Source organism: Neisseria animalis, from assembly GCF_900636515.1.
Classification (GTDB): domain Bacteria; phylum Pseudomonadota; class Gammaproteobacteria; order Burkholderiales; family Neisseriaceae; genus Neisseria; species Neisseria animalis.
The window spans coordinates 146,314-168,381 of record NZ_LR134287.1 but is presented as its reverse complement, the minus strand read 5'-3'; the positions used below and the strand labels follow the sequence as shown (position 1 = coordinate 168,381).

At 54.4% G+C, this 22,068-nt stretch carries 16 protein-coding genes; 10 read left to right on the top strand and 6 right to left on the bottom strand.

What is annotated here, in order from left to right; all coding sequences use genetic code 11:
• Positions 1-30: 30 nt before the first annotated feature.
• Positions 31-1,080 (top strand): LLM class flavin-dependent oxidoreductase, encoded by a 1,050-nt coding sequence (locus tag EL111_RS00765; protein WP_123796184.1) that lies wholly within the window; start codon positions 31-33, stop codon positions 1,078-1,080.
• Positions 1,081-1,373: 293 nt separating this feature from the next.
• On the opposite strand, the gene EL111_RS00760 is transcribed toward EL111_RS00765, so the two are convergent.
• Both EL111_RS00760 and ftsY read right to left on the bottom strand, forming a co-directional pair.
• Positions 1,374-1,829 carry a DMT family transporter gene (locus tag EL111_RS00760; RefSeq protein WP_123796185.1) on the bottom strand — a complete coding sequence of 152 codons (456 nt, stop codon included), beginning with the start codon at positions 1,827-1,829 and terminating at the stop codon, positions 1,374-1,376.
• A 214-nt stretch (positions 1,830-2,043) separates the two neighbouring features.
• Positions 2,044-3,687: a signal recognition particle-docking protein FtsY gene (gene ftsY / locus EL111_RS00755; RefSeq protein ID WP_162843003.1), complete on the bottom strand. Its 1,644-nt coding sequence runs from the start codon at positions 3,685-3,687 to the stop codon at positions 2,044-2,046.
• A gap of 156 nt (positions 3,688-3,843) precedes the next feature.
• On the opposite strand from ftsY, the gene mutS reads away from it, so the two are divergent.
• The gene (gene mutS / locus EL111_RS00750) at positions 3,844-6,441 is read left to right on the top strand and encodes a DNA mismatch repair protein MutS (protein WP_123796186.1); all 2,598 of its coding nucleotides are present in this window, start codon (positions 3,844-3,846) and stop codon (positions 6,439-6,441) included.
• A gap of 540 nt (positions 6,442-6,981) precedes the next feature.
• Here mutS and murA read toward each other — a convergent pair.
• The gene (murA, locus tag EL111_RS00745; RefSeq protein WP_123796187.1) at positions 6,982-8,235 is read right to left on the bottom strand and encodes a UDP-N-acetylglucosamine 1-carboxyvinyltransferase; all 1,254 of its coding nucleotides are present in this window, start codon (positions 8,233-8,235) and stop codon (positions 6,982-6,984) included.
• A 116-nt stretch (positions 8,236-8,351) separates the two neighbouring features.
• Between murA and EL111_RS00740 the strand changes: the two genes are divergently transcribed.
• The gene (locus EL111_RS00740) at positions 8,352-8,591 is read left to right on the top strand and encodes a hypothetical protein (protein ID WP_123796188.1); all 240 of its coding nucleotides are present in this window, start codon (positions 8,352-8,354) and stop codon (positions 8,589-8,591) included.
• On the opposite strand, the gene EL111_RS00735 is transcribed toward EL111_RS00740, so the two are convergent.
• Positions 8,563-9,099 carry a TlpA disulfide reductase family protein gene (locus tag EL111_RS00735; RefSeq protein ID WP_123796189.1) on the bottom strand — a complete coding sequence of 179 codons (537 nt, stop codon included), beginning with the start codon at positions 9,097-9,099 and terminating at the stop codon, positions 8,563-8,565. The two genes, EL111_RS00740 and EL111_RS00735, sit on opposite strands and share 29 nt — an antisense overlap.
• A 333-nt stretch (positions 9,100-9,432) precedes the next feature.
• Between EL111_RS00735 and arsC the strand changes: the two genes are divergently transcribed.
• Complete coding sequence (gene arsC / locus EL111_RS00730; RefSeq protein WP_123796190.1) at positions 9,433-9,798, top strand: arsenate reductase (glutaredoxin); 366 nt, start codon at positions 9,433-9,435, stop codon at positions 9,796-9,798.
• A 17-nt stretch (positions 9,799-9,815) separates the two neighbouring features.
• The gene (locus EL111_RS00725; protein WP_123796191.1) at positions 9,816-10,472 is read left to right on the top strand and encodes a YdcF family protein; all 657 of its coding nucleotides are present in this window, start codon (positions 9,816-9,818) and stop codon (positions 10,470-10,472) included.
• 576 nt (positions 10,473-11,048) lie between these two features.
• Here EL111_RS00725 and mnmE read toward each other — a convergent pair.
• A complete protein-coding gene (gene mnmE, locus EL111_RS00720) occupies positions 11,049-12,413 on the bottom strand; it encodes a tRNA uridine-5-carboxymethylaminomethyl(34) synthesis GTPase MnmE (RefSeq protein WP_123796192.1) in 1,365 nt (454 codons plus the stop codon).
• A gap of 376 nt (positions 12,414-12,789) precedes the next feature.
• Positions 12,790-14,652, bottom strand: a complete 1,863-nt coding sequence (locus EL111_RS00715) for a ribonuclease catalytic domain-containing protein (RefSeq protein WP_123796193.1) — start codon at positions 14,650-14,652, stop codon at positions 12,790-12,792.
• A 388-nt stretch (positions 14,653-15,040) separates the two neighbouring features.
• On the opposite strand from EL111_RS00715, the gene EL111_RS00710 reads away from it, so the two are divergent.
• The 5 genes from EL111_RS00710 to EL111_RS00695 all read left to right on the top strand — a co-directional run bounded on the left by EL111_RS00710 (position 15,041) and on the right by EL111_RS00695 (position 22,035).
• Complete coding sequence (locus EL111_RS00710; RefSeq protein WP_123796194.1) at positions 15,041-15,844, top strand: formate/nitrite transporter family protein; 804 nt, start codon at positions 15,041-15,043, stop codon at positions 15,842-15,844.
• 103 nt (positions 15,845-15,947) lie between these two features.
• Positions 15,948-17,345, top strand: coding sequence for an ATP-dependent RNA helicase HrpA (gene hrpA, locus EL111_RS00705; RefSeq protein WP_123796195.1), 1,398 nt, complete (start codon positions 15,948-15,950; stop codon positions 17,343-17,345).
• Positions 17,346-17,403: 58 nt separating this feature from the next.
• Positions 17,404-17,700, top strand: coding sequence for a YuaX family protein (locus tag EL111_RS10850; RefSeq protein ID WP_503487515.1), 297 nt, complete (start codon positions 17,404-17,406; stop codon positions 17,698-17,700).
• The gene (locus tag EL111_RS00700) at positions 17,697-18,590 is read left to right on the top strand and encodes a TIR domain-containing protein (RefSeq protein ID WP_123796196.1); all 894 of its coding nucleotides are present in this window, start codon (positions 17,697-17,699) and stop codon (positions 18,588-18,590) included. The genes EL111_RS10850 and EL111_RS00700 overlap by 4 nt, the downstream gene beginning before the upstream one ends.
• 202 nt (positions 18,591-18,792) lie before the next feature.
• Positions 18,793-22,035: a DUF3418 domain-containing protein gene (locus tag EL111_RS00695; protein WP_415065757.1), complete on the top strand. Its 3,243-nt coding sequence runs from the start codon at positions 18,793-18,795 to the stop codon at positions 22,033-22,035.
• The last annotated feature ends 33 nt before the right edge of the window (positions 22,036-22,068 follow it).

The window sequence follows — 22,068 nt, the reverse complement described above, 5'->3', positions numbered from 1 at the left end:
CCATATTATCCCGACCGCAAAGGAAGATTGATGCCCGCTCTTTCCATACTCAACCTCGCACCGTTCCGAAACGGCGAAACTTTTATCCAAGCTGTCGATAATCTGGTTGCGCTGGCTCAGTTTGCCGAACAACACGGCTATGTCCGCTACTGGATTGCCGAACACCACAATATGCCCTATCTTGCCAGCTCCGCCACCAGCCTGCTGATACAGCGCGTATTGGACAACACCGACAAGATACGGGTGGGTTCGGGCGGAGTCATGCTGCCGAATCATTCGCCGTTTATCGTAGCCGAACAATACGGTACGCTGGCCAGCCTGTATCCCGACCGCGTGGACTTGGGCTTGGGACGCGCACCGGGTACAGACCCTGCCACCGCCCGTGCCATCCGCCGCCATCACGATGATGTTGCCCACAGCTTTCCGCAAGATATCGAAGAAATCCAATATTATTTCAGCCCCCTGAGCGCAGAAGAAACCGCCGCACAAGGCTTCAGCTTCGGTCCGGTCAAAATGTCCGTCCCCGAAAGCACCCACGTCCGCGCCTACCCTGCCCCGGGGCTGAACGTGCCGCTATACATCTTGGGTTCAAGTACCGAAAGTGCATATCTTGCCGCACACATGGGGCTGCCCTATGCCTTCGCGTCGCACTTCGCACCGCGTATGCTGCAACAGGCCGTTGCCATCTACCGCCGCGAGTTCAGGCCGTCTGCATTTTTGGACAAACCGAAAGTCATTGTTGGCGTAAATGCCATCGTAGCCGACAGCGATGAAGAAGCACGCTTTCTTTCTTCCACCTGTCTGCAATTTTTCCTGAACGTCGTTACCGGCAGTCTCAGCGGTATGCTGCCGCCGCAACCTGATATCGAAACACACGTTCCGCCGCATATCCTGAACATGGCGGAGTCTATGATGTCGTGCAGCCTGATCGGTTCGCCCGATACCGCCCGACACCAATTAGACCGCTTGCAGGAAAGCGTACAGGCAGACGAGCTGATGGCGGTCAGCTACATCTACGACCAAACTGCCCAGCTCCGCTCCTATAAGCTGCTGGCGGACCTTGTGAAATCCGGCCGGTAAACCAAAGCATTTGTCCGAACAACAGTTGTTTGGGTTGCCTAAGCAGTTAAAACCGTTTCCAAGATATATAGTCGAATAACACAGAATGAGACAAGGCAGCGAAGCCGCAGACAGTACACATAGTACGGCAAGGCAAAGCAACGCCGTATCATTCTTATTTTAAATGACTATAAAAGGCCGTCTGCAAAATGCTAATTTGCAGACGGCCTTTTATCATCAAATCACACAGAATCATTCCTGTTTCAACTATCCTGCAACACACGGCGGCAAAGCGGACACCGGCAACCATCCATTCATGACGACACTCTATTACCATATTGCACGAGCAAAATACCGCCCAACATCACCGCTACACCCAACACTTTAAACAGGTTAATCGGTTTGACGCTCAAGCCGAAAAAGCCGAAATGGTCAAGTACCAGCGCCCCAATCATCTGTCCGGCAATCGCCAAAACCGCAAAATTGGCAATGCCGATTTTGGGAGCAAGAATGACCGAGCTTGCCACAAACACCACGCCGCACAATCCGCCGAGCCAGCCATACCAAGGCACTTGCCCCAGATTGCCCAACTCAGGCGCAGAAACACGAAACAGCATAAGCAGTGGCACGGTCGCCATCACGCTGACCGACAAAGACACCAAAGTCGCCCACAACGGCGAGCCGAGCGAACGGGCCACAAACGCATTTAGCGGTGCTTGCAGCGGAACAATCATGCCCACAAACAGGGCAAAAATAAAATTTGTGTGCATTTTTCTTCAAATCACAACATGGCGGCCATATGAGTTGTTTACTTTATGATTATACCCATCATGTGTTACCGCCATTTCATACAGAATGATACCGCGTTGCTGCGCCCTTCTCAGGGAGAGTAGGCTTGTCTAAACTTCCGAAGCCGGACCGCCGCCCCGTACGGCCTGCGGCTTTCCCTATTCTGTGTAATTCGACTATATAAAACAGACGGCCTCAATCCAACAACGCATCTACAAACCCGCGTGCGTCAAACGGGCGCAAATCGTCGATGCCTTCGCCCACGCCGATGTAGCGCACGGGAATCGGCCGGTTGCCCGCCAATGCCGCCAGAATGCCGCCCTTGGCCGTGCCGTCGAGTTTGGTCACAATCAGGCCGGTCAGTCCCAGCGCATCGTCGAAGGCCTTAACTTGGTTGACGGCATTTTGGCCGATATTGGCATCGAGTACCACAATGATTTCGTGCGGCGCGTCCGGCATGGCTTTTTGCAATACGCGCTTCACTTTTTTGATTTCTTCCATCAGGTGAAGCTGGGTCGGCAGCCGTCCGGCAGTATCCGCCAGCACCACATCGATACCGCGTGCTTTGGCGGCCTGCACGGCATCGAAACACACCGCGGCAGAATCGCCTGTGGATTGGGAAATTACGGTAACGCCGTTGCGCCCGCCCCATTCCTGCAACTGCTCGCGTGCCGCCGCACGGAAGGTATCGCCCGCCGCCAGCAACACGGATTTGCCTTGCGATTGGAAATATTTGGCCAGCTTGCCGATGGAAGTGGTTTTGCCCGCGCCGTTGATACCCGCCAGCATAATCACAAACGGCTCTTTACTTTCGGGCAACACCAGCGGCTGTTCCAACGGCTTGATGAGGTCGTAAACCGCCTCTTTCAATGCGCCGCGCAATTCCGCGCCGTCTTTCAAGCCTTTGAGCGATACACGGTTGCGTACGTCTTTCATCAGATATTCGGTCGCTTCCATGCCCATGTCGCTGGTAATTAATACGGTTTCCAGCTCCTCATACAAATCTTCATCGATTTTACCGCCGCCGAATACGCCCGCCAGCGATTTCGCCATTTTGTCGCGGGACTTGCTCAAACCTTGTTTCAAACGCGCCGCCCAGCCGGGTTTGGATACGGCTTCGGGTTCTGCTTCAGGTGCGGTCTCCATCACGGCAGCGGGCAGGGTTTCTGCAGGCGGCTGTTCCGCCCCGATACCGTTGTTTTCCGTCTCTTCGCCGTATGCTTCATTTGTTGCAGGCTGCTGCACGGGGGCAGATGCGGTGTCTGCTGTTTCCGGCTCAACTGCTTCGGCTGCCGGGCTTTCCGCCCGATTTTCAGACGGCTGCTCTGCAACGGCTTCTTCCGCCGCTTTGACGGTTTCCGTTTCTTCCCCCGCCCGAACTTCCGCAACCTCTTTTTCTGCTTCGACAGATTCAAGCGTTTCTGCGCTTGCCGCTTCCGCACTTGCAGACGGCATCATGACCGCTCCGGTACTGTCCGCAGCGGTTTCCACGCCCGTTTCCCCGTCTGCCTGCACGGTATTTTCCGCCGCCCTGTCAGCCGACTCCGCCTCGGTTTCCGTATCCGCTATGCCGTCTGAAACTTCAGACGGCATGTCAACGGCGTTTTCAGCCGTTTCTGCCGTGCGTCCGGTTTTGCTTTCCGACACCGCAGCCGTTTGCGCTGCCTGCACTCCAAGCGGCTGCCCAAGCGTTTCCTCTGCCACGGCAGCATCAGCCGCCGCTTCAGACGGCTGCTCTGCCTCCCCTGCTGCCGCTTCTGTGGTTTCTACAGATGCGGCGGTTTCGGTTTCTTGCTCATTGTCTTTTTTCTTACGGCGGAAAAAATCAAAAAAGGCCATACGGTTTCCTTTATTACCGGTATCGTTCGAATACGGCTATTGTAGCGTATTTTCGGGCAAAAAGCCGTCTGTATATAGCAAGTTGTTCGGAAATCCGCCGCTGTTTTGCTACAATAACCCTCCCTATCCGAACCAATCCGCAAAAGGCCGTCTGAAATGTCCAAACCCGTCTCCCCGATGATGCAGCAGTATCTCGGCATCAAAGCCGAACACCAAGACAAACTGGTGTTTTACCGCATGGGCGATTTTTACGAGCTGTTTTTCGACGATGCAGTGGAGGCGGCGAAGCTGTTGGACATCACCCTGACCACGCGCGGGCAGGTGGGGAGCGAGCCGGTGAAGATGGCGGGCGTGCCGTTTCACGCGGCGGAGCAGTATCTGGCGCGGCTGGTGAAAATGGGCAAAAGCGTGGCGATTTGCGAGCAGGTGGGCGAAGTCGGCGCGGGCAAAGGGCCGGTGGAGCGCAAAGTGGTGCGGATTGTCACGCCCGGCACGCTGACCGATTCGGCTTTTTTGGAAGACAAGGAAACCAACCGCATCGTGGCGGTCAACGCGGATAAAAAGCAGGTCGGCTTGGCGTGGGCTTCATTGCAGAGCGGTGAATTTAAAGTGAAAATCGTGCCGTCTGAAAAACTGGCCGACGAATTGGCGCGCCTTCAGGCGGCGGAGGTTTTGTTGGCCGACGGCAAAAAACTGCCGCAGTTTCAGGCGGCCTCGGGCAATGTCACGCGCCTGAACGGTTGGCAGTTTGCCGCCGATACTGCCGAAAAGCTGCTGACCGGATATTTCGGCTGCCAAGATTTGCGCGGCTTCGGTTTGGACAGGTCGGAACACGCGGCGGCGATAGGTGCGGCAGGTGCGCTGCTCAACTATATCCGCCTCACACAAAACCTGATGCCGCAACATCTCGACGGTCTTTCGTTGGAAACGGAAAACCAGTATATCGGCATGGATGCGGCCACACGCCGCAATCTGGAAATCACCCAAACCTTAAGCGGCAAAAAAGCCCCGACGCTGTTTTCCGTGCTCGACGACTGCGCCACCCACATGGGCAGCCGCCTCTTGGCATTGTGGCTGCACCACCCCCTGCGCAACCGCAGCCATATCCGCGCCCGTCAGGAAGCCGTGGCCGCCCTGCAAAACCAATATCCCGCCCTGCAAGGCCGTCTGAAAAACATTGCCGACATCGAACGCATTGCGGCACGGATTGCAGTGGGCAATGCCCGTCCGCGCGATTTGGCGGCCTTGCGCGACAGCCTGTACGAATTGGCACAGATTGAATTGTCCTGCGGCGGCAGCAGCCTGCTGGAAACGTTACAGCAGGTTTTTCCCGCCACGCTGCCGCTGGCGGAGCGTTTGAAGGCGGCGGTGATGCCCGAGCCGTCGGTGTGGCTGAAAGACGGCGGTGTCATCAACCACGGCTTCCATGCGGAGCTTGACGAATTGCGCCACATCCAAAACCACGGCGATGAGTTTCTTCAGGCTCTGGAAGCCCGCGAACGCGAGCGCACGGGCTTATCCACCTTGAAAGTCGAGTTCAACCGCGTACACGGCTTTTACATCGAGCTTTCCAAAGTGCAGGCCGAGCAGGCACCCGCCGACTACCAACGCCGCCAAACCCTGAAAAATGCCGAGCGTTTTATCACGCCCGAGCTCAAAACCTTTGAAGACAAAGTACTGACGGCGCAAGAGCAGGCTTTGGCCTTGGAAAAACAATTGTTCGAAGCCCTGCTCAAAGAATTGCAGGCCGCATTGCCGCAGCTGCAAAAAGCCGCCAAAGCCGCCGCCGCGCTGGACGTATTGTCGGCATTTGCCCGCCATGCCGCCGAACGCGGTTTCGTCTGTCCCGAGTTTGCCGATTATCCCGTTTTGGCAATTTCAGACGGCCGCCACCCCGTTGTCGAGCAGCAGGTGCGCCACTTTACTACCAACAGCACCGCCTTCGACCACAAGCACCGCCTGATGCTGCTCACCGGCCCCAATATGGGCGGCAAATCCACCTACATGCGCCAAGTCGCGCTGATTACCCTGTTGGCACACACCGGCAGCTTCGTTCCCGCCGCCTCCGCCACCATCGGTCCCATCGACCAGATTTTCACCCGTATCGGCGCAAGCGACGACTTGGCCTCCAACCGCTCCACCTTTATGGTGGAAATGAGCGAAACCGCCTACATCCTCCACCACGCGACCGAGCAGTCGCTGGTGCTGATGGACGAAGTCGGGCGCGGCACGTCCACATTCGACGGCCTCGCGCTGGCGCAGGCCATTGCCGAACATTTATTGCAGAAAAACAAATCGTTCAGCCTGTTTGCCACCCATTATTTCGAACTTACCCGCCTGCCCGAGACACACGCCGCCGCCGTCAACATGCACCTTTCCGCCTTGGAGCAGGGGCAGGACATTGTGTTTTTGCACGAAATCCAACCCGGCCCCGCCAGCAAAAGCTACGGTATCGCCGTTGCCAAACTCGCCGGTCTGCCCGCCCGCGCCCTGAAGTCCGCACAAAAGCATCTGGACGGCTTGGAGCGGCAGGCCGCCGCGCAGCAGCCGCAAATGGATATTTTCAGCATGATGCCGTCTGAAAACGATGATAGCGGTTTGGAAGAAAATTTGTCTGTGGATAGCTCATGCAGCGGAGAAAGGCCGTCTGCAAAAAATAATGAATGGGCAGATATGCTGGCTGAAATCAATCCTGATGAATTGTCGCCGAGAGAAGCGTTGGATTGGCTGTATAAATTGAAAGGGCTGGCATAGCCTGTTTCCGCTGCAAGGTCGTATAAAGCGGCGGATATGCCGAATTTGCAGACGGCCTTGCTTGATACGGCAAACGGCAGCCAAACAATACGGCGCAGCAAATCCGCCACTCCGCACCATACACACCGCCCGAAACCATTCCGTTTTCTCGCTGCCATTCGGTTGTAATCATTTGACACAGCCTAATACGGCGTGTCGTGTCTTATCCAAAGAAAAAAAGAAAAACCCACCCAAACAGCCAATCCGCCGGCACTCGCTCTACGGCCGGCAACTTGGCTGCCTTGTCTCATTCTGTCTTCATCTGTATGAATCCGACTATATAGTCGAATAAAATAAGAATGAGACAAGGCAGCGAAGCCGCAGACAGTACACATAGTACGGCAAGGCAAAGCAACGCTGTATCATTCTTATTTTAAATGACTATATTTTCCATGTCTTCACACCGCTCCCGCGCATAGCAAAAGCCGTCTGCAAAATGCCCTGTTTTCGAGTACATATTTTGCAGACGGCTTTTAGCGTATCCGGATAGAAAATCCGCCGTTATCCGCGCACGCGCTCGATTTTCGCGCCGACTCCGCCGAGTTTTTTCTCGATGTGTTCGTAACCGCGGTCGAGGTGGTAGATGCGATCGACAATGGTTTCACCGCCCGCAACCAAACCTGCCATCACCAAACTTGCCGAAGCGCGCAAATCGGTGGCCATAACGGTTGCACCCGACAGTTTTTCCACGCCTTTGACAAAAGCGGTATTGCCCTCGGTGGTAATGTCCGCGCCCATGCGGTTGAGTTCGGGAACGTGCATAAAGCGGTTTTCAAAGATGGTTTCCACCACGCGACAGTTGCCCTCAGCTACGGCGTTCATCGCCATAAACTGCGCCTGCATATCGGTAGGAAAGCCCGGGTGGACAACGGTGCGGATGTCCACGGCTTTCGGACGCTGCTGCATATCGATGGTAATCCAATCGTCGCCTGCTTCAATCAGCGCGCCCGCTTCAACCAATTTATCCAACACCACTTCCATGGTTTTCGGCGCAGCGTTACGCAGGGTAACTTTGCCGCCGGTCATGGCAACGGCGCAAAGGAACGTACCGGCTTCGATGCGGTCGGGCACAACGGAATGTTCCGCCCCGTGCAGCTCTTTTACACCCTCGACAGTCATGGTGGAAGTGCCGATGCCGCTGATTTTCGCGCCCATTTTCACCAAGCATTCCGCCAAATCGACCACTTCCGGCTCGATGGCGCAATTTTCCAGAATGGTGGTGCCTTCGGCCAGCGTAGCCGCCATCAGCAGGTTTTCCGTACCGCCGACAGTCACCACGTCCATTACCACGCGCGCGCCTTGCAGACGGCCTTTGGCTTTGACGTAGCCATGTTCGATGACGATTTCCGCGCCCATGGTTTCCAAACCTTTCAGGTGCTGGTCAACCGGACGCGAACCGATGGCGCAACCACCGGGCAGGCTGACTTGCGCTTCGCCGAAACGCGCCAACGTGGGGCCGAGTACCAAAATGGAAGCGCGCATGGTGCTGACCAATTCGTACGGCGCACAAGTGTTGTTGACCGTACCGCCGTTGATTTCAAATTCGTGAATATTGTCGGTCAATACGCGCGCGCCCATGCCTTGCAGCAGCTTTTGCGTGGTTTTCACATCGGCCAGCATGGGGACGTTTTTCAGACGCAGCGTGCCGGAAGTCAGCAAACCTGCACACATCAGCGGCAGGGCGGCGTTTTTCGCACCTGATACAGTAATTTCGCCGTTTAACGGGCCATTGGCAGAGATTTTGAGTTTGTCCACGTTGGTTCTTTCGGTAAAATTTGGCAGCACGGACACAATCCGGCGCAGGAATACATATCGTTTAAAAAGAATTATAAGGGATTTTTCGGCAGCCATGCAGACAGCCGGTGATTTTTATGTTTTTCGGTCAAGCCGCCGCCACAGGCCGTCTGCAAAACTGCGCCAAACGTATCCGCAGCATTCGGCACGCCGCCTCCTGCTCTACCGGTTTTGTCCGGCCACACCATGCTCCAAGCAGGCTGCTGCCCAAAACGGCAGCGCAACCCTGCTTGCAGCTTGGCAGCCTGCTTCAACCGCAAAGCGGTGTTTTGCAGACGGCCTTACGGCTTATCCGCATTGCGCCCGTGCTGCTTTGAGCGCGGCCGTCAGACTGGCGGCGTTGACTTCGCCGGTAATCGTTTGACGGTAGCCGCATTTGGGGGCTTCCACCAAGGTAAACGGCAATACGCCGACATCGTTACCGAATGCTTTCATAAACGGACGGCTGCTGTTGCCGGTATAACGCCAAATCGGATAGCTGACCGGCGTTTGCTTGAGAAAGCTGCCAATGTTGTCGGTACTGTCCAAAGCGATGCCGACCATATCGACACTGCCTTCAGGCTGGCTCCGATACCATTCCGACATTTCCGGCATTTCTTTGCGGCAGGGTTTACACCATGTTGCCCACAGATTGACGATACGCACCGGAGCGGCCAGCTCGTCCAATGATTTGGGGGTATTGCTGTCCCATGCGGCCAAGGCGTTTTGCACGGCGGCGGTTTGCGGTGCGGCAGGAGCGGAAGCAGCCTGCGCGGTTCGGGCAGGCTCGCTGCCCCCGCAAGCGGCCAACACCAGCAGTGCGGCAAAAGTAACGAAGCGTTTCATGTCATTATCCGTTTATCAAATTCCGACTATTGTAACCTTTTCAGACGGCATGTCTATTGGTTCACATCAAGCTGTTGGTTTTTTGCATATACCTCCGCAGCAAACCGCCGCCGAATGCCGCCGTACTTGAGAAATTTAACGGCTCGTCCGATAATAGCCGTCTCCGGCCGGGGCATATTCCGCAAATTCGTCGAATATGGCCGCATAACACAAAACAAAGCAGCCAAACCGCAAACCGTACAAGCGGTGCGGCAACGCCGTATTGTTCTGCGTTAATGTCCAATCGCCATATCTGCGCCGTCTGCCCTGCCGCACTGTTTTAAGGAGCATATCATGCCGTCTGAATTTATTCTGTACCATAACAACCGCTGCAGCAAATCCCGTGCTGCGCTGTCGCTGTTGGAAGAACGCGGCATTCAGGCAAAAGTTGTCCGCTATCTGGATACGCCGCCCGACTTGGCAACATTGGAAGAGCTGTTCCGCAAGCTCGGTTTGGAATCCGTGCGCGACATGATGCGCGTGAAAGACGATTTGTACAAAGAGCTGGCCTTGGACAATCCCGAATTGGATAACCATGCGCTGCTTCAGGCCATCGCCGAACACCCCGCATTGCTGGAACGTCCGATTTTGGCCGATGCAGACCGCGCCGCCATCGGCAGACCTACTGAAAACCTCGAAACCCTGCTGCCTTCTTCCTGAAAGGCCGTCTGCAAACCATGCTCCGACTGTTCCACAGCAAAAACGGCCTGCGCTATTATCTGCTGCGCGGCTTCGCCCTCAGTGTTCTGCTGGTGGGCGCGGCTTTTGCGGCAAGCGCATGGCAGGTGTACCGCGCGGGACATCGTGCCCTGCCGCCCGATTACCATGCCGATGCCGCCGTAGTGCTGGGTGCGGCAGCGTGGGACAAACGCCCTTCCCCCGTTTTCCGCGAGCGCATCAACCACGCCATTACCCTGTATCAGGGGCGGCATGTCGATAAAATCATCTTCACCGGCGGCACACCCAAAAAAGGCTACATGACCGAGGCGGAAGTCGGCCGCCGCTACGCACTCAAACAAGGCGTGCCGGCAAAAAACATTCTGTTTGAAAACACTTCCCGCAATACCTACGAAAACCTGCGGAATATCCGCCCTGTACTGCGCGCCAACAACATCGGCAGCGTAGTCATCGTCAGCGACCCCTACCATCTCGCCCGCGCACAGGCAATGGCAGAAGATTTGGGTATCCGCGCCCAAGTGTCCGCCACGCCGACAACTTTATTCAATAAAGAAAAAGAACGCCAACGCTTTTGGCTGCAGGAAAGCTATGCCCTGTTTTTATACCGCTGCGAAAACTGGGGTCATGCCGTCTGGAAATGGCTGACCCGCGTTTAACTCAAGGCCGTCTGCTTTTCCGTCCCAATCCATCTCTTCGCAACGCAGCCAACCAACGCAACCGGTTTATATCGTCATTGACCATGATATAAAACACGCCAACGCTTTTGGCTGTCGGAACGCTATGCCTCGTTTGGATACCGCCGTGAAAACCGGAGCCATGCCGTCTGGAAATGGCTGACCCGCGTTTAACGCAAGGCCGTCTGCTTTTCCGTCTCAATCCATCTCTTCGCAACGCAGCAAACTAACGCAACCGGTTTATATCGTCATTAAATCTAAATTGAACATCATATAGTCATTTAAAATAAGAATGATACAACGTTGCTTTGCCTTGCCGTACTATGTGTACTGTCTGCAGCTTCGCTGCCTTGTCTCATTCTTATTTTATTCGACTATACAATGCGGCGTTGCTGCACCTTGCTCGAAAAGCGGACTTGACCAAGCCCGTTCCGCCATCCGCACTGCCCGTACTGCCCGTACTGCCCGTACTGCCTGAAACTTGGCTGCCTGTCTCATTCTGCGCGATTCGGCTATATTATTATCGTTCCGATGTCGGCCGACCGCCAAGCCTGCCCGCTATTTCCCGATACAGAACCGCGAAAAAATCACGCCCAGCAAATCGTCGGCGGTAAACTCTCCGGTGATTTCGCTGCACGCCGCCTGCGCCAGCCGCAGGTGTTCGGCCAACAGCTCGATTTGGTGGTTGCCGCACAGCGCGGCGTTTTCCAATTCGGCTTCGGCGGCGCGCAGGGCGCTCAGGTGGCGGCGGCGGGCGAGAAACAGGCTCTCGCTTTCGCCCTGCCAGCCGATTTCCTGCAACAATGCCTGTTTGAGCGCGTCCAGTCCTGCGCCGGTTTTGGCGGAAAGCCTGATGACCGTATCCGCGCCGGACAAGGCTGTGAGGCCGTCTGAAATACCGGCTGCTTCGCCGGTTAAGTCGGTTTTGTTGCGGATTTCGATTTTTTTCAGTCCTTCGGGCAAATCCGCCAGAATGCTGCGGGTTTTTTCGTTGAGGCCTTCGCGCGGGTCAATCAACACCAGTGCCACATCCGCCTCGTTCACGGCTTTACGGCTGCGCTCGATGCCGATTTGCTCGACCACGTCGTCGGTTTCTCGCAAACCCGCCGTGTCGATGATGTGGACGGGTACGCCGTCGAGGGTAATCTGTTCGCGCACGGTGTCGCGGGTAGTGCCCGCAATATCGGTAACAATGGCAATGTCGTCGCCGGCCAGCGCATTGAGCAGGCTGGATTTGCCGACATTCGGTGCGCCCACCAGCACCACGTTCATGCCCTCGCGCAAAATCGCGCCCTGTTCGGCACTGTCCAACACGGTTTGCAGACGGCCTTGCAGGGCTTGCAGCTTGCCGCGTGCATCGGCGGCCTCCAGAAAGTCAATGTCTTCCTCGGGAAAATCAAGCGTGGCCTCCACCAGCATCCGCAAGGTAATCAAATCGCCGACCAAGGCGTGGATATGCTGCGAAAACGCGCCTTTGAGCGAACGCAAGGCCATGCGCGCCGCCGATTTGCTCGATGCGTCGATCAAGTCCGCCACGCTTTCGGCCTGTGCCAAGTCCAGCTTGTTGTTGAGAAAGGCGCGTTTGGTAAATTCGCCGGGTTCCGCCATTTTCGCGCCCAAATCCAAACAGCGTTGCAGCAGCATTTCCATCACCACCGGCCCGCCGTGGCCCTGCAGTTCGACCACGTCTTCACCGGTAAAACTGGCGGGCGCGGCAAAATACAGCAGCAGGCCGTTGTCGATGGGCTGCCCCGCCTCATCGAGAAAATCGGTGTACAAAGCCACGCGCGGCGCGGGCGTTTTGCCGCCGCTGATTTGCGCGGCCAAGGGCAGCAGGTTTTTTCCGGACAGTCGGATCACGCCGACACCGCCGCGGCCGGGCGCGGTGGCAATGGCGGCAATGGTGGGATGGGGTGCGGTCATAACAGGCTCGTGATGCGGAGTTTTCAGATGCGGTTATTATAACAAAAGGCCGTCTGAACATGACGGGTGGTTTGCAGACGGCATGGGGCGGCAAGTACCGCGTTCCGCTGCTTAAACAAACAGCAAACCAAACGGCTGCCCCTACTCTGTTGTCTGTTTTAACCGGTTTGGTATAGTCATTTAAAATAAGAATGATACAGCGTTGCTTTGCCTTGCCGTACTATGTGTACTGTCTGCGGCTTCGCTGCCTTGTCTCATTCTTATTTTATTCGACTATAACAATTGGTACAAAAAGCCGTCTGCATTTTTACTGTATGCAGACGGCCTTACTACGCCTTATCGAAACAACAGGCTGCCATTTGTTTTGCAGACGGCATCACGCCTGCGGCGCAACGGCTTTCACATAATTCAGCGCGATAAACTGTTTTTCCGAATCCAAGCCGGTGATGTTGAGCAATACCTGCGATTTGGGCAGCGCGTCAAACGGAATGCCGTTGGCGCGGGCAACGAGAGGCAGGCCTTCGATGCGTACCAAATCTTCTTTCAGAATCGTGGCGGTCAATTCCTTCGTATCTTGCTGCTCCAGATACACCAAGCTCCAATAGGCCTCCATATCACGTTGGAAATCGGCGTAGGCACTGTATGCGGTATCGAAATCGCGCAGGGCGGCGAAGAGCCCGGTATCGTTTTTTTGGAACAGCGGTGCGGCGGCACTGTCTATCAGGCTGATGAGCTGCTTTTGGTTGATGTAGTCGGCGGCGCGGCGCAGCGGCGAGGTAAACCAGCCGTAGTGCTGCACACCCATGCCGATGTGCGGCTCGGATTTGGTGCTCATGCGCACTTTGCCTGAGGGCTGTACGCGGAACAGGCCGGGCAGGCCGTTGTCGTCCAGCATTTGCGCCCAAGTGGAGTTGGCGAGAATCATCATTTCGCTCACCAGCGTATCGATCGGGGAGGCGCGTTCGCGGCGGGTAACGGATACGGTGCCGTCTGAATCCACTTCCACGCTGTAATCGTATTGCGGAGCGCGGTTTTCTTCGTATTTGCCGCGTGCTTTCTGCAGGGCAACGGCAAATTGGTAAAACCAAATCAAATCATGATGATGGGCAAACAGGCTTTGGCCGTCCGAATCCAAACCGGCCCCGGCGTTGAAATGCGGCTCTATGTTTTGGATACGCAGGTTTTCGGCGATATTGACCGCTTCGATTTTATTGACCGGTTGGCCGATTAAGTTGAAATCCGCACCGACATCGAAATAAATGCTGACGGCGGGACGGTATGCGCCCGCATCGAGGCTGAAGGCGGCAATCCAGTTGTCCGGCAGCATGGTGATTTTTCCGCCGGGAAAATACACCGTGCTTTGGCGCGCATAGATGGTTTGCTCGATTTCGCTGCCCGCAGCCACGCCCAGCGACGGCGCGGCGATATGGATGCCCACGCGCTTGATGCCGCCGCCCAAATCGGTCAGGCTCAAAGCATCGTCGACTTCGGTGGTGGATTCGTCGTCAATCGAAAAAGCGGACACAGCGGCTTTGGGCAGCTCCTCCGGTACGGGAACCGCAAGCTCTGCAAAGCCCGTACCTTTCGGGAAATACTTGGCTTCAAAACCGTCGAGCAGGTATTGCGGCAGCGAGGCAATGCCGCCGTTGCGTTTCGCCAATTCGTAAGGCGACATTTTCAGCGCGTCGGCGGCTTTGGCAAAGGCTTTGTAGGTCAATGCCTGCTTGTCGGGCGCGTGCAGAATCGTTTTCAAATCGGCGGCGATTTCAGACGGCATCACACCCTGCTGCAAGGCTGCCGACCAAGTTTCGATTTGCGCGTCCTGCTGTTTTTTACGCTCGATGGCCGCCAATGCCTGCTTAAGCGTTTCTTCCGGCGCGGCTTTGAACACGCCTTTGGCCTTTTTATAAAAATACATCGGCGCGGCATAAAGTGCGATTAAAGTTGCCGCCAGCTCGGTTTTCGAAGGCTTGCAGCCGAAATATTCTTCGGCAATCGCTTCGGCGGCAAACTCCTCCTCCCCGCACACTTCCCACAGCAAATCGGTATCGATTTGCTCCGCTTCTGCCTGTGCTTTTTCTAAAAACACCGCCATATCGCCGTCGAATTCGGCAAACACATTATTGGCCTTCACCTTGGTGCGCTTGCCGTGTCGGGTGTCGACCTGATAAGTCGCATCGTTTTTCTGCACGATGGCGGCCACTTTGAACTGGCCGGATTCTTCGTAAAAAATGTTCATTTGGGGCTTTGTGTTTTGATTTTTTTAAGGAAGGGATTTTAACAGAATATCGTTATCAGGAATCAGGCCGTCTGTAAAAACAATCTGCAAACCCGCATTTTGCAGACGGCCTGAATGCGGGTCTGCCTTTTCTTTACCGAATGGGTTTGACGGTGATGACACCGGTTTCATCTGCCACGTCATTCACACCGGCACGGGAACGATGCGTAAAGCGGATTTCCAATGCTGCCCCCTGCCCCAATCATGCCGTCTGCAAACGCTCCCTATATAACCTTTGGTTTGCTCCGCTGCCGTAATGCGTATGAAAGGTTATTTCATTCCGAGGCGTTATTTTGTTACATTCATATCTGAATATTTTTGTCAGATGAATACTGTTTAAGGGGTATGTATGAGCCAAACCGACAACCGCGATTTTTATCCGCACGAAATTTTGCAGGATGTGATTACCAAGAGCCAAACCAAATCCAATACTAATCTGAAAACGCTGGCGATTCTCAGTTTTTTGGGCGGCGGTTATGTCGGCTTCGGTTATCTCGCCTACCTGCGTGTGGTCAGCGGCATTCCCGGCGACTGGGGCGGCTTGGCTGCTTTACTCGGTGCGGCGGTGTTTCCGATTTGCTTGATTTGTATTTTAATCGGCGGCGGCGAGCTGGCAACGGGCAATATGATGATGATGGCACTGGGTCGGTTGAGCCGTTGCGTATCGTTTGAGAAACTGCTGCGCAACTGGGTAGTTGTCAGTTTGGGCAATTTGGCGGGTGCGGTGGCTATGGCGTTTTTCCTCGGCCACTATGTCGGCTTGGCGGAAGGTGCGGCGGCGGTGAAAACCATCGCTATTGCGGAAGCCAAAATCAATATGGATTTCGGACGCGCTTTCGTTTCCGCCATCGCGTGCAACTGGATGGTATGTATGGGCATTTGGTTTTACTTCGGTGCGAAGCAGACTTCAGGCAGAATTTTGGCGATGTGGTTTCCGGTGATGATTTTCGTGTTGATTGGTTTGCAGCACTTTGTTGCCAATATGTTTATTATTCCGGCCGGCATTTGGGCGGGCGCGGATGTGACTTGGGGGCAGTTTTTCTTCAACATGATTCCGGTGTTTTTGGGCAATGTGGCCGGCGGCGCGATGTTTGTCGGCGCATCTTACCTGTATGCCTACAAACATTTGTTGAAAGACGATTTCTCGATTTGATTTTTGCACCAAAGGCCGTCTGTAAATCCCGCAAATGCGGTATTTGCAGACGGCCTTTTGCTATAATCACGCTTTATGTTTGTCTGTTTGTAAATTCTAAAAAATGTCCGCTCCCGACCTCACCCAAACCCTCTCCCGCGACCGCCATTTCCTGCACAATGCCTTGAAAAACCCGAAACGCTTCGGCGGCATGGAAGCGGTGCAGAAAAAATACCGAAAATCGCACGAAGCCTATCTGAAACGCCGAGCCGCGCTGCCGCAGCCGCAATACAGCGGCGACCTGCCCGTGCACGAGCGTTTGGACGACATCAAAAACGCCATTCAAAACAACCAAGTAACCATCATCTGCGGCGAAACCGGTTCCGGCAAAACCACGCAGCTGCCGAAAATCTGTCTCGAACTCGGGCGCGGTGCGGCCGGTTTGATCGGACACACCCAGCCGCGGCGTTTGGCGGCGCGTTCCGTTGCAGAGCGGATTGCCGAAGAATTGGGCAGCGGCATCGGGCAGGCAGTGGGCTATAAAGTGCGCTTCAACGACAACACCTCGCGCGAAGCCTATGTGAAGCTGATGACCGACGGCATTTTGCTGGCGGAAACGCAAACCGACCGCTACCTCACCGCCTACGACACCATCATCATCGACGAAGCCCACGAGCGCAGCCTCAACATCGACTTCCTGCTGGGCTACCTGAAACAGCTCCTGCCGCGCCGCCCCGACCTGAAAGTCATCATCACCTCCGCCACCATCGATGCCGAGCGTTTTTCCAAACATTTCAACAACGCCCCCGTACTGGAAGTGAGCGGACGCACCTATCCTGTGGATATTCTCTACCGCCCGCTCAACGAAACCGACGAAGACGAAGCCGAAACCGACATACCCGAAGCCATCGTCGATGCCGCCGACGAACTGGCGCGACTGGGCGAAGGCGATATTTTGGTATTTCTGCCGGGCGAGCGCGAAATCCGCGAAGCCGCCGAAGCCCTGCGCAAATCACCGCTGCGCCGCAACGACGAAATCCTGCCCCTGTTCGCCCGCCTCTCCGCCGCCGAGCAGCACAAAATTTTCCGCCCCGACGGCAAAAAACGCCGCATCGTATTGGCCACCAACGTCGCCGAAACCTCGCTCACCGTACCCGGCATCAAATACGTTATCGACACCGGACTGGCGCGGGTGAAACGCTATTCCGCGCACGCCAAAGTCGAGCAGCTTCATGTGGAAAAAATCTCCCAAGCCGCCGCCCGCCAACGCGCCGGACGCTGCGGCCGCGTCTCCGCCGGCGTATGCGTGCGCCTGTATGCCGAAGACGACTTCAACCAACGCCCCCCGTTTACCGACCCCGAAATCATCCGCAGCAACCTCGCCGCCGTCATCCTGCGTATGTCCGCCCTGAAACTCGGCGATGTCGCCGCATTTCCCTTCCTCGAAGCACCCGACCAAAGATATATCAACGACGGGTTCCAGGTGTTGTTGGAATTGGGTGCGGTGGAGGAGGCCGTCTGAAAACCGTATAGGACGTAGCTACCTCCTACCGATTACTTTAGTGTTTGCATAAAACGGAATTTCTAAAGATGCTAAAAAAGCAAGCCTTAAAAATTTTCAAAAAGAGTTAAATAATTTACAAAAGCTTTTAGACACTCTAGATAGAGATTTAGAAAATATCATATTTGACCCATTTAACCCTTCTTCTATAGAACAAGCAATCCAATCTGCTTATCGTATGATTGATGATAAAACTAGAGAAGACTCTCATAATCAAACTGCTTTATATCTGATAGGAAATATTAAAGACTCTTTACGGAAAAACATTCTTCAAAAAGCTGCGGATGCAAGATTAAATGGAGACACCACAGAATGAGCCAAGACATTTTTCAACAAATAGACAATACCATTTTAGATCTTCAAAACTCTAGCTTTCAAAGCTATGAAAGACCTTTAAAAAGATTAGGCACAATATTACAACATCCTGACCTTAACGATTTGAATCAAGAACTGACCTCTGATCTAGACTTAGAAGCTTTCTTAGCAGAAAGTTATAAATCTTCAGGAAGTATGGTTGGGTCAGCCAAACTAAATTGGCCAAATGATGATCGAAAAATATTAGGCCTAACGTTACTTCTTATTAATAAGCTTTCCAATGAGCCAGAACTTGCCGTAAATTTTAGTCATACCTACTTTTATGAAAGCAACAAATTTATTGCTAATATCCATAGCATGGTTGTCCAATTGATTATTCCATTTGCTCGAGATTACAAAGCATATATTTTAAATAAAGGATCCATAAGTATGGAATTAAAGAAAACTCTTTCTAATAGAATCTTCATTGTTCATGGCCACGATGACAGTGCAAAAAATGAAGCTGCCCGTTTTTTAGAAAAAATTGGTTTTGAAGTAATTATTCTTCACGAGCAAGCCAATCAAGGAAAAACCATTATTGAAAAAATAGACACTTATGGTGATGTCAGTTTTGCAGTAGTTCTATTAACACCTGATGATGAGGGTTGCAAAACAGGAGAAACCCCTTCTTCTCGAGCAAGGCAGAATGTAATTCTCGAGTTAGGTTATTTTATTGGCCGTTTAGGTCGTAACAAAGTTTGCGCATTGAAAAAAGGAGAAGTCGAAATTCCAAGTGATTTTCTAGGTGTTGTTTGGGAAGATATGGATAGTAATGGCGGTTGGAAATCGAAGTTAGCGCGAGAGCTTCAGGCAGCTGGTCATGATATTGACTGGAACAAAATAATGCGATAATTCCAATAGATACATTTAATCATTCAAGATGTTTCAATCGTACACGCAAAGATTACTGCAAAATTACTGTAAGTAGATTGGATTGTTATATCCAACAAAATATTTGATATTTCTTTCTCATTAAAACCGTGTCGGAAATCATTTTTCGACCAATGAATCCTTTATGCAAAATATAAAAAGCAAACAGACTAAAAACACCAATATGCCGTCTGAGACCCTTATAGGCAGCCAGCCCCGTCCCGACAAACAAAGCCTGTCTGAAACCCGCTCCCGCTACCGCCTGACCCGTCTCGGCGAGCAAATGGCGCGGCTACCCATCGACCCCAAAGTCGCGCGGATACTGATTGCTGCGAAAAAGCACGACTGTATGGCGGAAATTCTCGTTATCGTATCCGCGCTTTCTATCCAAGACCCGCGCGAGCGGCCGCTGGAGGCGCGCGAAGCGGCCAACAAGGCGCACGAGCGTTTTCATGACAAGCAGTCCGACTTTCTGGCCTATCTCAATATTTGGGACAGTTTCCAGCGCGAGCGCGATAAAGGCTTGTCTAATAAACAATTGGTGCAATGGTGTCATCAATATTTTCTGTCGCACCTGCGGATGCGCGAATGGCGCGAGCTGCACCGCCAACTTGCGGAAATTGCCATTGAAATGGGCTTGGTCAGCAAGGAAAATGCGTTCAGACGGCCTCAAAACGCGCCGCAGCTGATGCCGTCTGAAACGCAAGGCGATCAGGATTTATCCGCCAAACTCAAGCAAAAACAATTGGATAAAAAGCAGCACCGCGCCGGTATCCGTGCCGCCAAAGAAGCGGGCTACGAACAAATCCACCGTGCGCTGCTCACCGGTCTGATTGCCAACGTGGGCATGAAATCGCCCGACGGCAACGACTACACCGGCGCGCGCGGCAGCCGTTTCCATCTGTTTCCTGCCTCTGCCGTGTTCAAAACCAAACCCAAATGGGTGATGGCGGCGGAATTAACTGAAACCTCAAAACTTTATGCGCGGGATGTGGCCGAAATCAAGCCCGAATGGATCGAGCAGGAAGCCCCGCATTTGGTGCGTTACCATTATTTCGAGCCGCATTGGGAGCAGAAGCGCGGCGAAGTGGTGGCAAGCGAGCGTGTAACGCTCTACGGCCTCACCGTGTTGCCGCGCCGGCCGGTCGCCTACGGCAAAGTCGCCCCCGAAGAAGCCCGCGAAATCTTTATCCGCGGCGCGCTGGTGGCGCAGGAATGCGATTTGAAAGCGGATTTCTTTGTCCACAACAAAAAGCTGATTGCCGAAATCATTGATTTGGAAAACAAATCACGCAAACAGGATGTGTTGGTGGACGATGAGATTTTGTTTGAGTTTTACAACCAAAGGCTGCCTGAAAGCGTGTTGCCGGAGCGTAAGTTGGGTTGTCAAGCCCAGCAAAACAAGGAAAGTGCAGCCGAAATGTTGGGTTTGGCAACCCAACCTACACATGCTGAAAATGGGGAAGTCCTGTCTGAAAACCAAAGGCCGTCTGAAAGTAGGTTGGGTTGCAAACCCAACGGTACCGATCAGACCGTTGCTTCGTTGGGTTTGACAATCCAACCGACATCTGCTGAAAATCCGCGTAGGGCGGATGTCAGCCTGCCATTGCAAAACACGGCGGAAACGGTGGATTTACACCCACCCTACGGAACGGAAGCCGTTACTCAAACCCAAGCAAGCCCTCTCCCTAACCCTCTCCCGCGGGAGAGGGAACAGGTTGCAGGCGCGGCAGTCATTTCAGACGGCCTTTATGCCGAAAATCAAAGGCCGTCTGAAACATCCGAATGCCTGTCTGAAACGGTAACCTCCGCCGCTCCCTCCCCACGTAGGGGAGGACAACAACCCGTAGGTCGGGCATTGATGCCCGACACAAACCGTGCGGCTGCACAAACTCCGTCGGGCATTGATGCCCGACATGCACCGTCTGCAAAACCCCTCCCGCTCGCCGACATCCGAACCTTCCAAGCCTGGCTCAAAACCGCCGGGCGCGACAACCCGCGCCTGCTGTTTTTAAGCAAAGAAGACCTGATGCAGCACGCCGCAGCGCACATCACCGAAGAGCAGTTCCCCAAATTCCGGCACACCGCCGACGGCAAATTCAAACTCGATTACCGCTTCGAGCCGCACCATCCGCTCGACGGCGTAACCCTCACCCTGCCGCTCACCTCGCTCAACCGCATCGCCGCCGCCGAACTCGAATGGCTGGTTCCCGGCATGTTGCGCGAAAAAATCCAGCTTTTAATCAAAGCCCTGCCCAAACAAATCCGCCGCATCTGCGTGCCCGTGCCCGAGTTCACCACCCGATTCCTCGAAAGCCGGCCCGAACACAGCGAAGCCATTATCCCCCAACTCGCCCGCTTTATCGCCAAAACCGCCGGCGACATGCGCCTTTTGGAGCAAATCAACCTCGACGAATGGGCGGCGTTCAGGCTGCCCGAACACTGCTATTTCAACATCCGCGTTATCGACGACGGCGGCCAAGAACTGGCCTGCGGCCGCGTGCTGCACGAATTGCAGCAGCAGCTCGGCCAAGCCGCCGCCGTCACCTTCCGCGACAACACCCAAGAATTCGAGCGCGATAACGTCACCCATTGGGACATCGGCACGCTGCCCGAATCCATCAAATTCGCCCGCGGCAAACAGCAGCTTACCGGCTATCTCGGTCTGCAAAAAGAAAAAAACGGCAACATCGCCCTGCGCCTGTTCGACACCCCCGATGCCGCCCGCCAAGCCCACCGCCAAGGCGTAATCGAATTAATGAAACTCCAGTTAAAAGAACACGTTAAAGACCTCAACAAAGGCCTGCAAGGCTTCACCCAAGCCGCCATGCTGCTCAAACACATCAGCGCCGACACCCTGCGCGAACAGCTTACCCAAGCCGTGTGCGACCGCGCCTTTATCGGCGACGACAAGCCGCCCCGCAGCGAAAAAGCCTTTAAAGAACAAATCAAACGCGCCCGCAGCCGCCTGCCCGCCGTCAAAGAAGCCATGAGCCGCTACCTGCAAGACACCGCCGCCGCCTACGCCGAACTCAACGGCAAACTCGGCCGCCACCCGCTCACCAACCTCCTGCGTGGCCGGCTGCAACAACTCCTGTCCGAACACTTCCCCACCCAAACCCCCTGGCCCCAATGGCCGCGCCTGCCCATATACCTCAAAGCCATGACCCTGCGCATGGAAAAATACAGCAGCAACCCCGCCCGCGATGCCGCAAGGGAAGCCGATATTCAGGAATTGGAACAAATGTGGCGCGAAAAAACAGATGGCTTGATCAAACAAGGCCAACCCGTTTCAGACGGCCTTGCCGGGTTTAGATGGCAGATTGAAGAATTGCGCGTGTCGCTGTTTGCACAGGAATTGAAAACGCCTTATCCGGTGTCGGTGAAGAGGTTGGGAAAGGAGTGGGATTTGTTGAATAAAGGGTAAAAAAAAGGCCGTCTGAAAAAATGTCAGACGGCT

Excerpts from the sequence above, each read along its gene's own strand:
- hrpA (WP_123796195.1), top strand. The coding sequence starts at position 15,948 with ATGTCCGCTCCCGACCTCACCCAAACCCTCTCCCGCGACCGCCATTTC.
- EL111_RS00740 (WP_123796188.1), top strand. The coding sequence starts at position 8,352 with ATGTTTTTCGGTCAAGCCGCCGCCACAGGCCGTCTGCAAAACTGCGCC.
- mnmE (WP_123796192.1), bottom strand. The coding sequence starts at position 12,413 with ATGACCGCACCCCATCCCACCATTGCCGCCATTGCCACCGCGCCCGGC.
- EL111_RS00760 (WP_123796185.1), bottom strand. The coding sequence starts at position 1,829 with ATGCACACAAATTTTATTTTTGCCCTGTTTGTGGGCATGATTGTTCCG.
- EL111_RS00700 (WP_123796196.1), top strand. The coding sequence starts at position 17,697 with ATGAGCCAAGACATTTTTCAACAAATAGACAATACCATTTTAGATCTT.
- mutS (WP_123796186.1), top strand. The coding sequence starts at position 3,844 with ATGTCCAAACCCGTCTCCCCGATGATGCAGCAGTATCTCGGCATCAAA.
- EL111_RS00735 (WP_123796189.1), bottom strand. The coding sequence starts at position 9,099 with ATGAAACGCTTCGTTACTTTTGCCGCACTGCTGGTGTTGGCCGCTTGC.
- EL111_RS00710 (WP_123796194.1), top strand. The coding sequence starts at position 15,041 with ATGAGCCAAACCGACAACCGCGATTTTTATCCGCACGAAATTTTGCAG.
- EL111_RS00765 (WP_123796184.1), top strand. The coding sequence starts at position 31 with ATGCCCGCTCTTTCCATACTCAACCTCGCACCGTTCCGAAACGGCGAA.
- ftsY (WP_162843003.1), bottom strand. The coding sequence starts at position 3,687 with ATGGCCTTTTTTGATTTTTTCCGCCGTAAGAAAAAAGACAATGAGCAA.
- EL111_RS00725 (WP_123796191.1), top strand. The coding sequence starts at position 9,816 with ATGCTCCGACTGTTCCACAGCAAAAACGGCCTGCGCTATTATCTGCTG.
- EL111_RS00715 (WP_123796193.1), bottom strand. The coding sequence starts at position 14,652 with ATGAACATTTTTTACGAAGAATCCGGCCAGTTCAAAGTGGCCGCCATC.
- arsC (WP_123796190.1), top strand. The coding sequence starts at position 9,433 with ATGCCGTCTGAATTTATTCTGTACCATAACAACCGCTGCAGCAAATCC.
- EL111_RS00695 (WP_415065757.1), top strand. The coding sequence starts at position 18,793 with ATGCCGTCTGAGACCCTTATAGGCAGCCAGCCCCGTCCCGACAAACAA.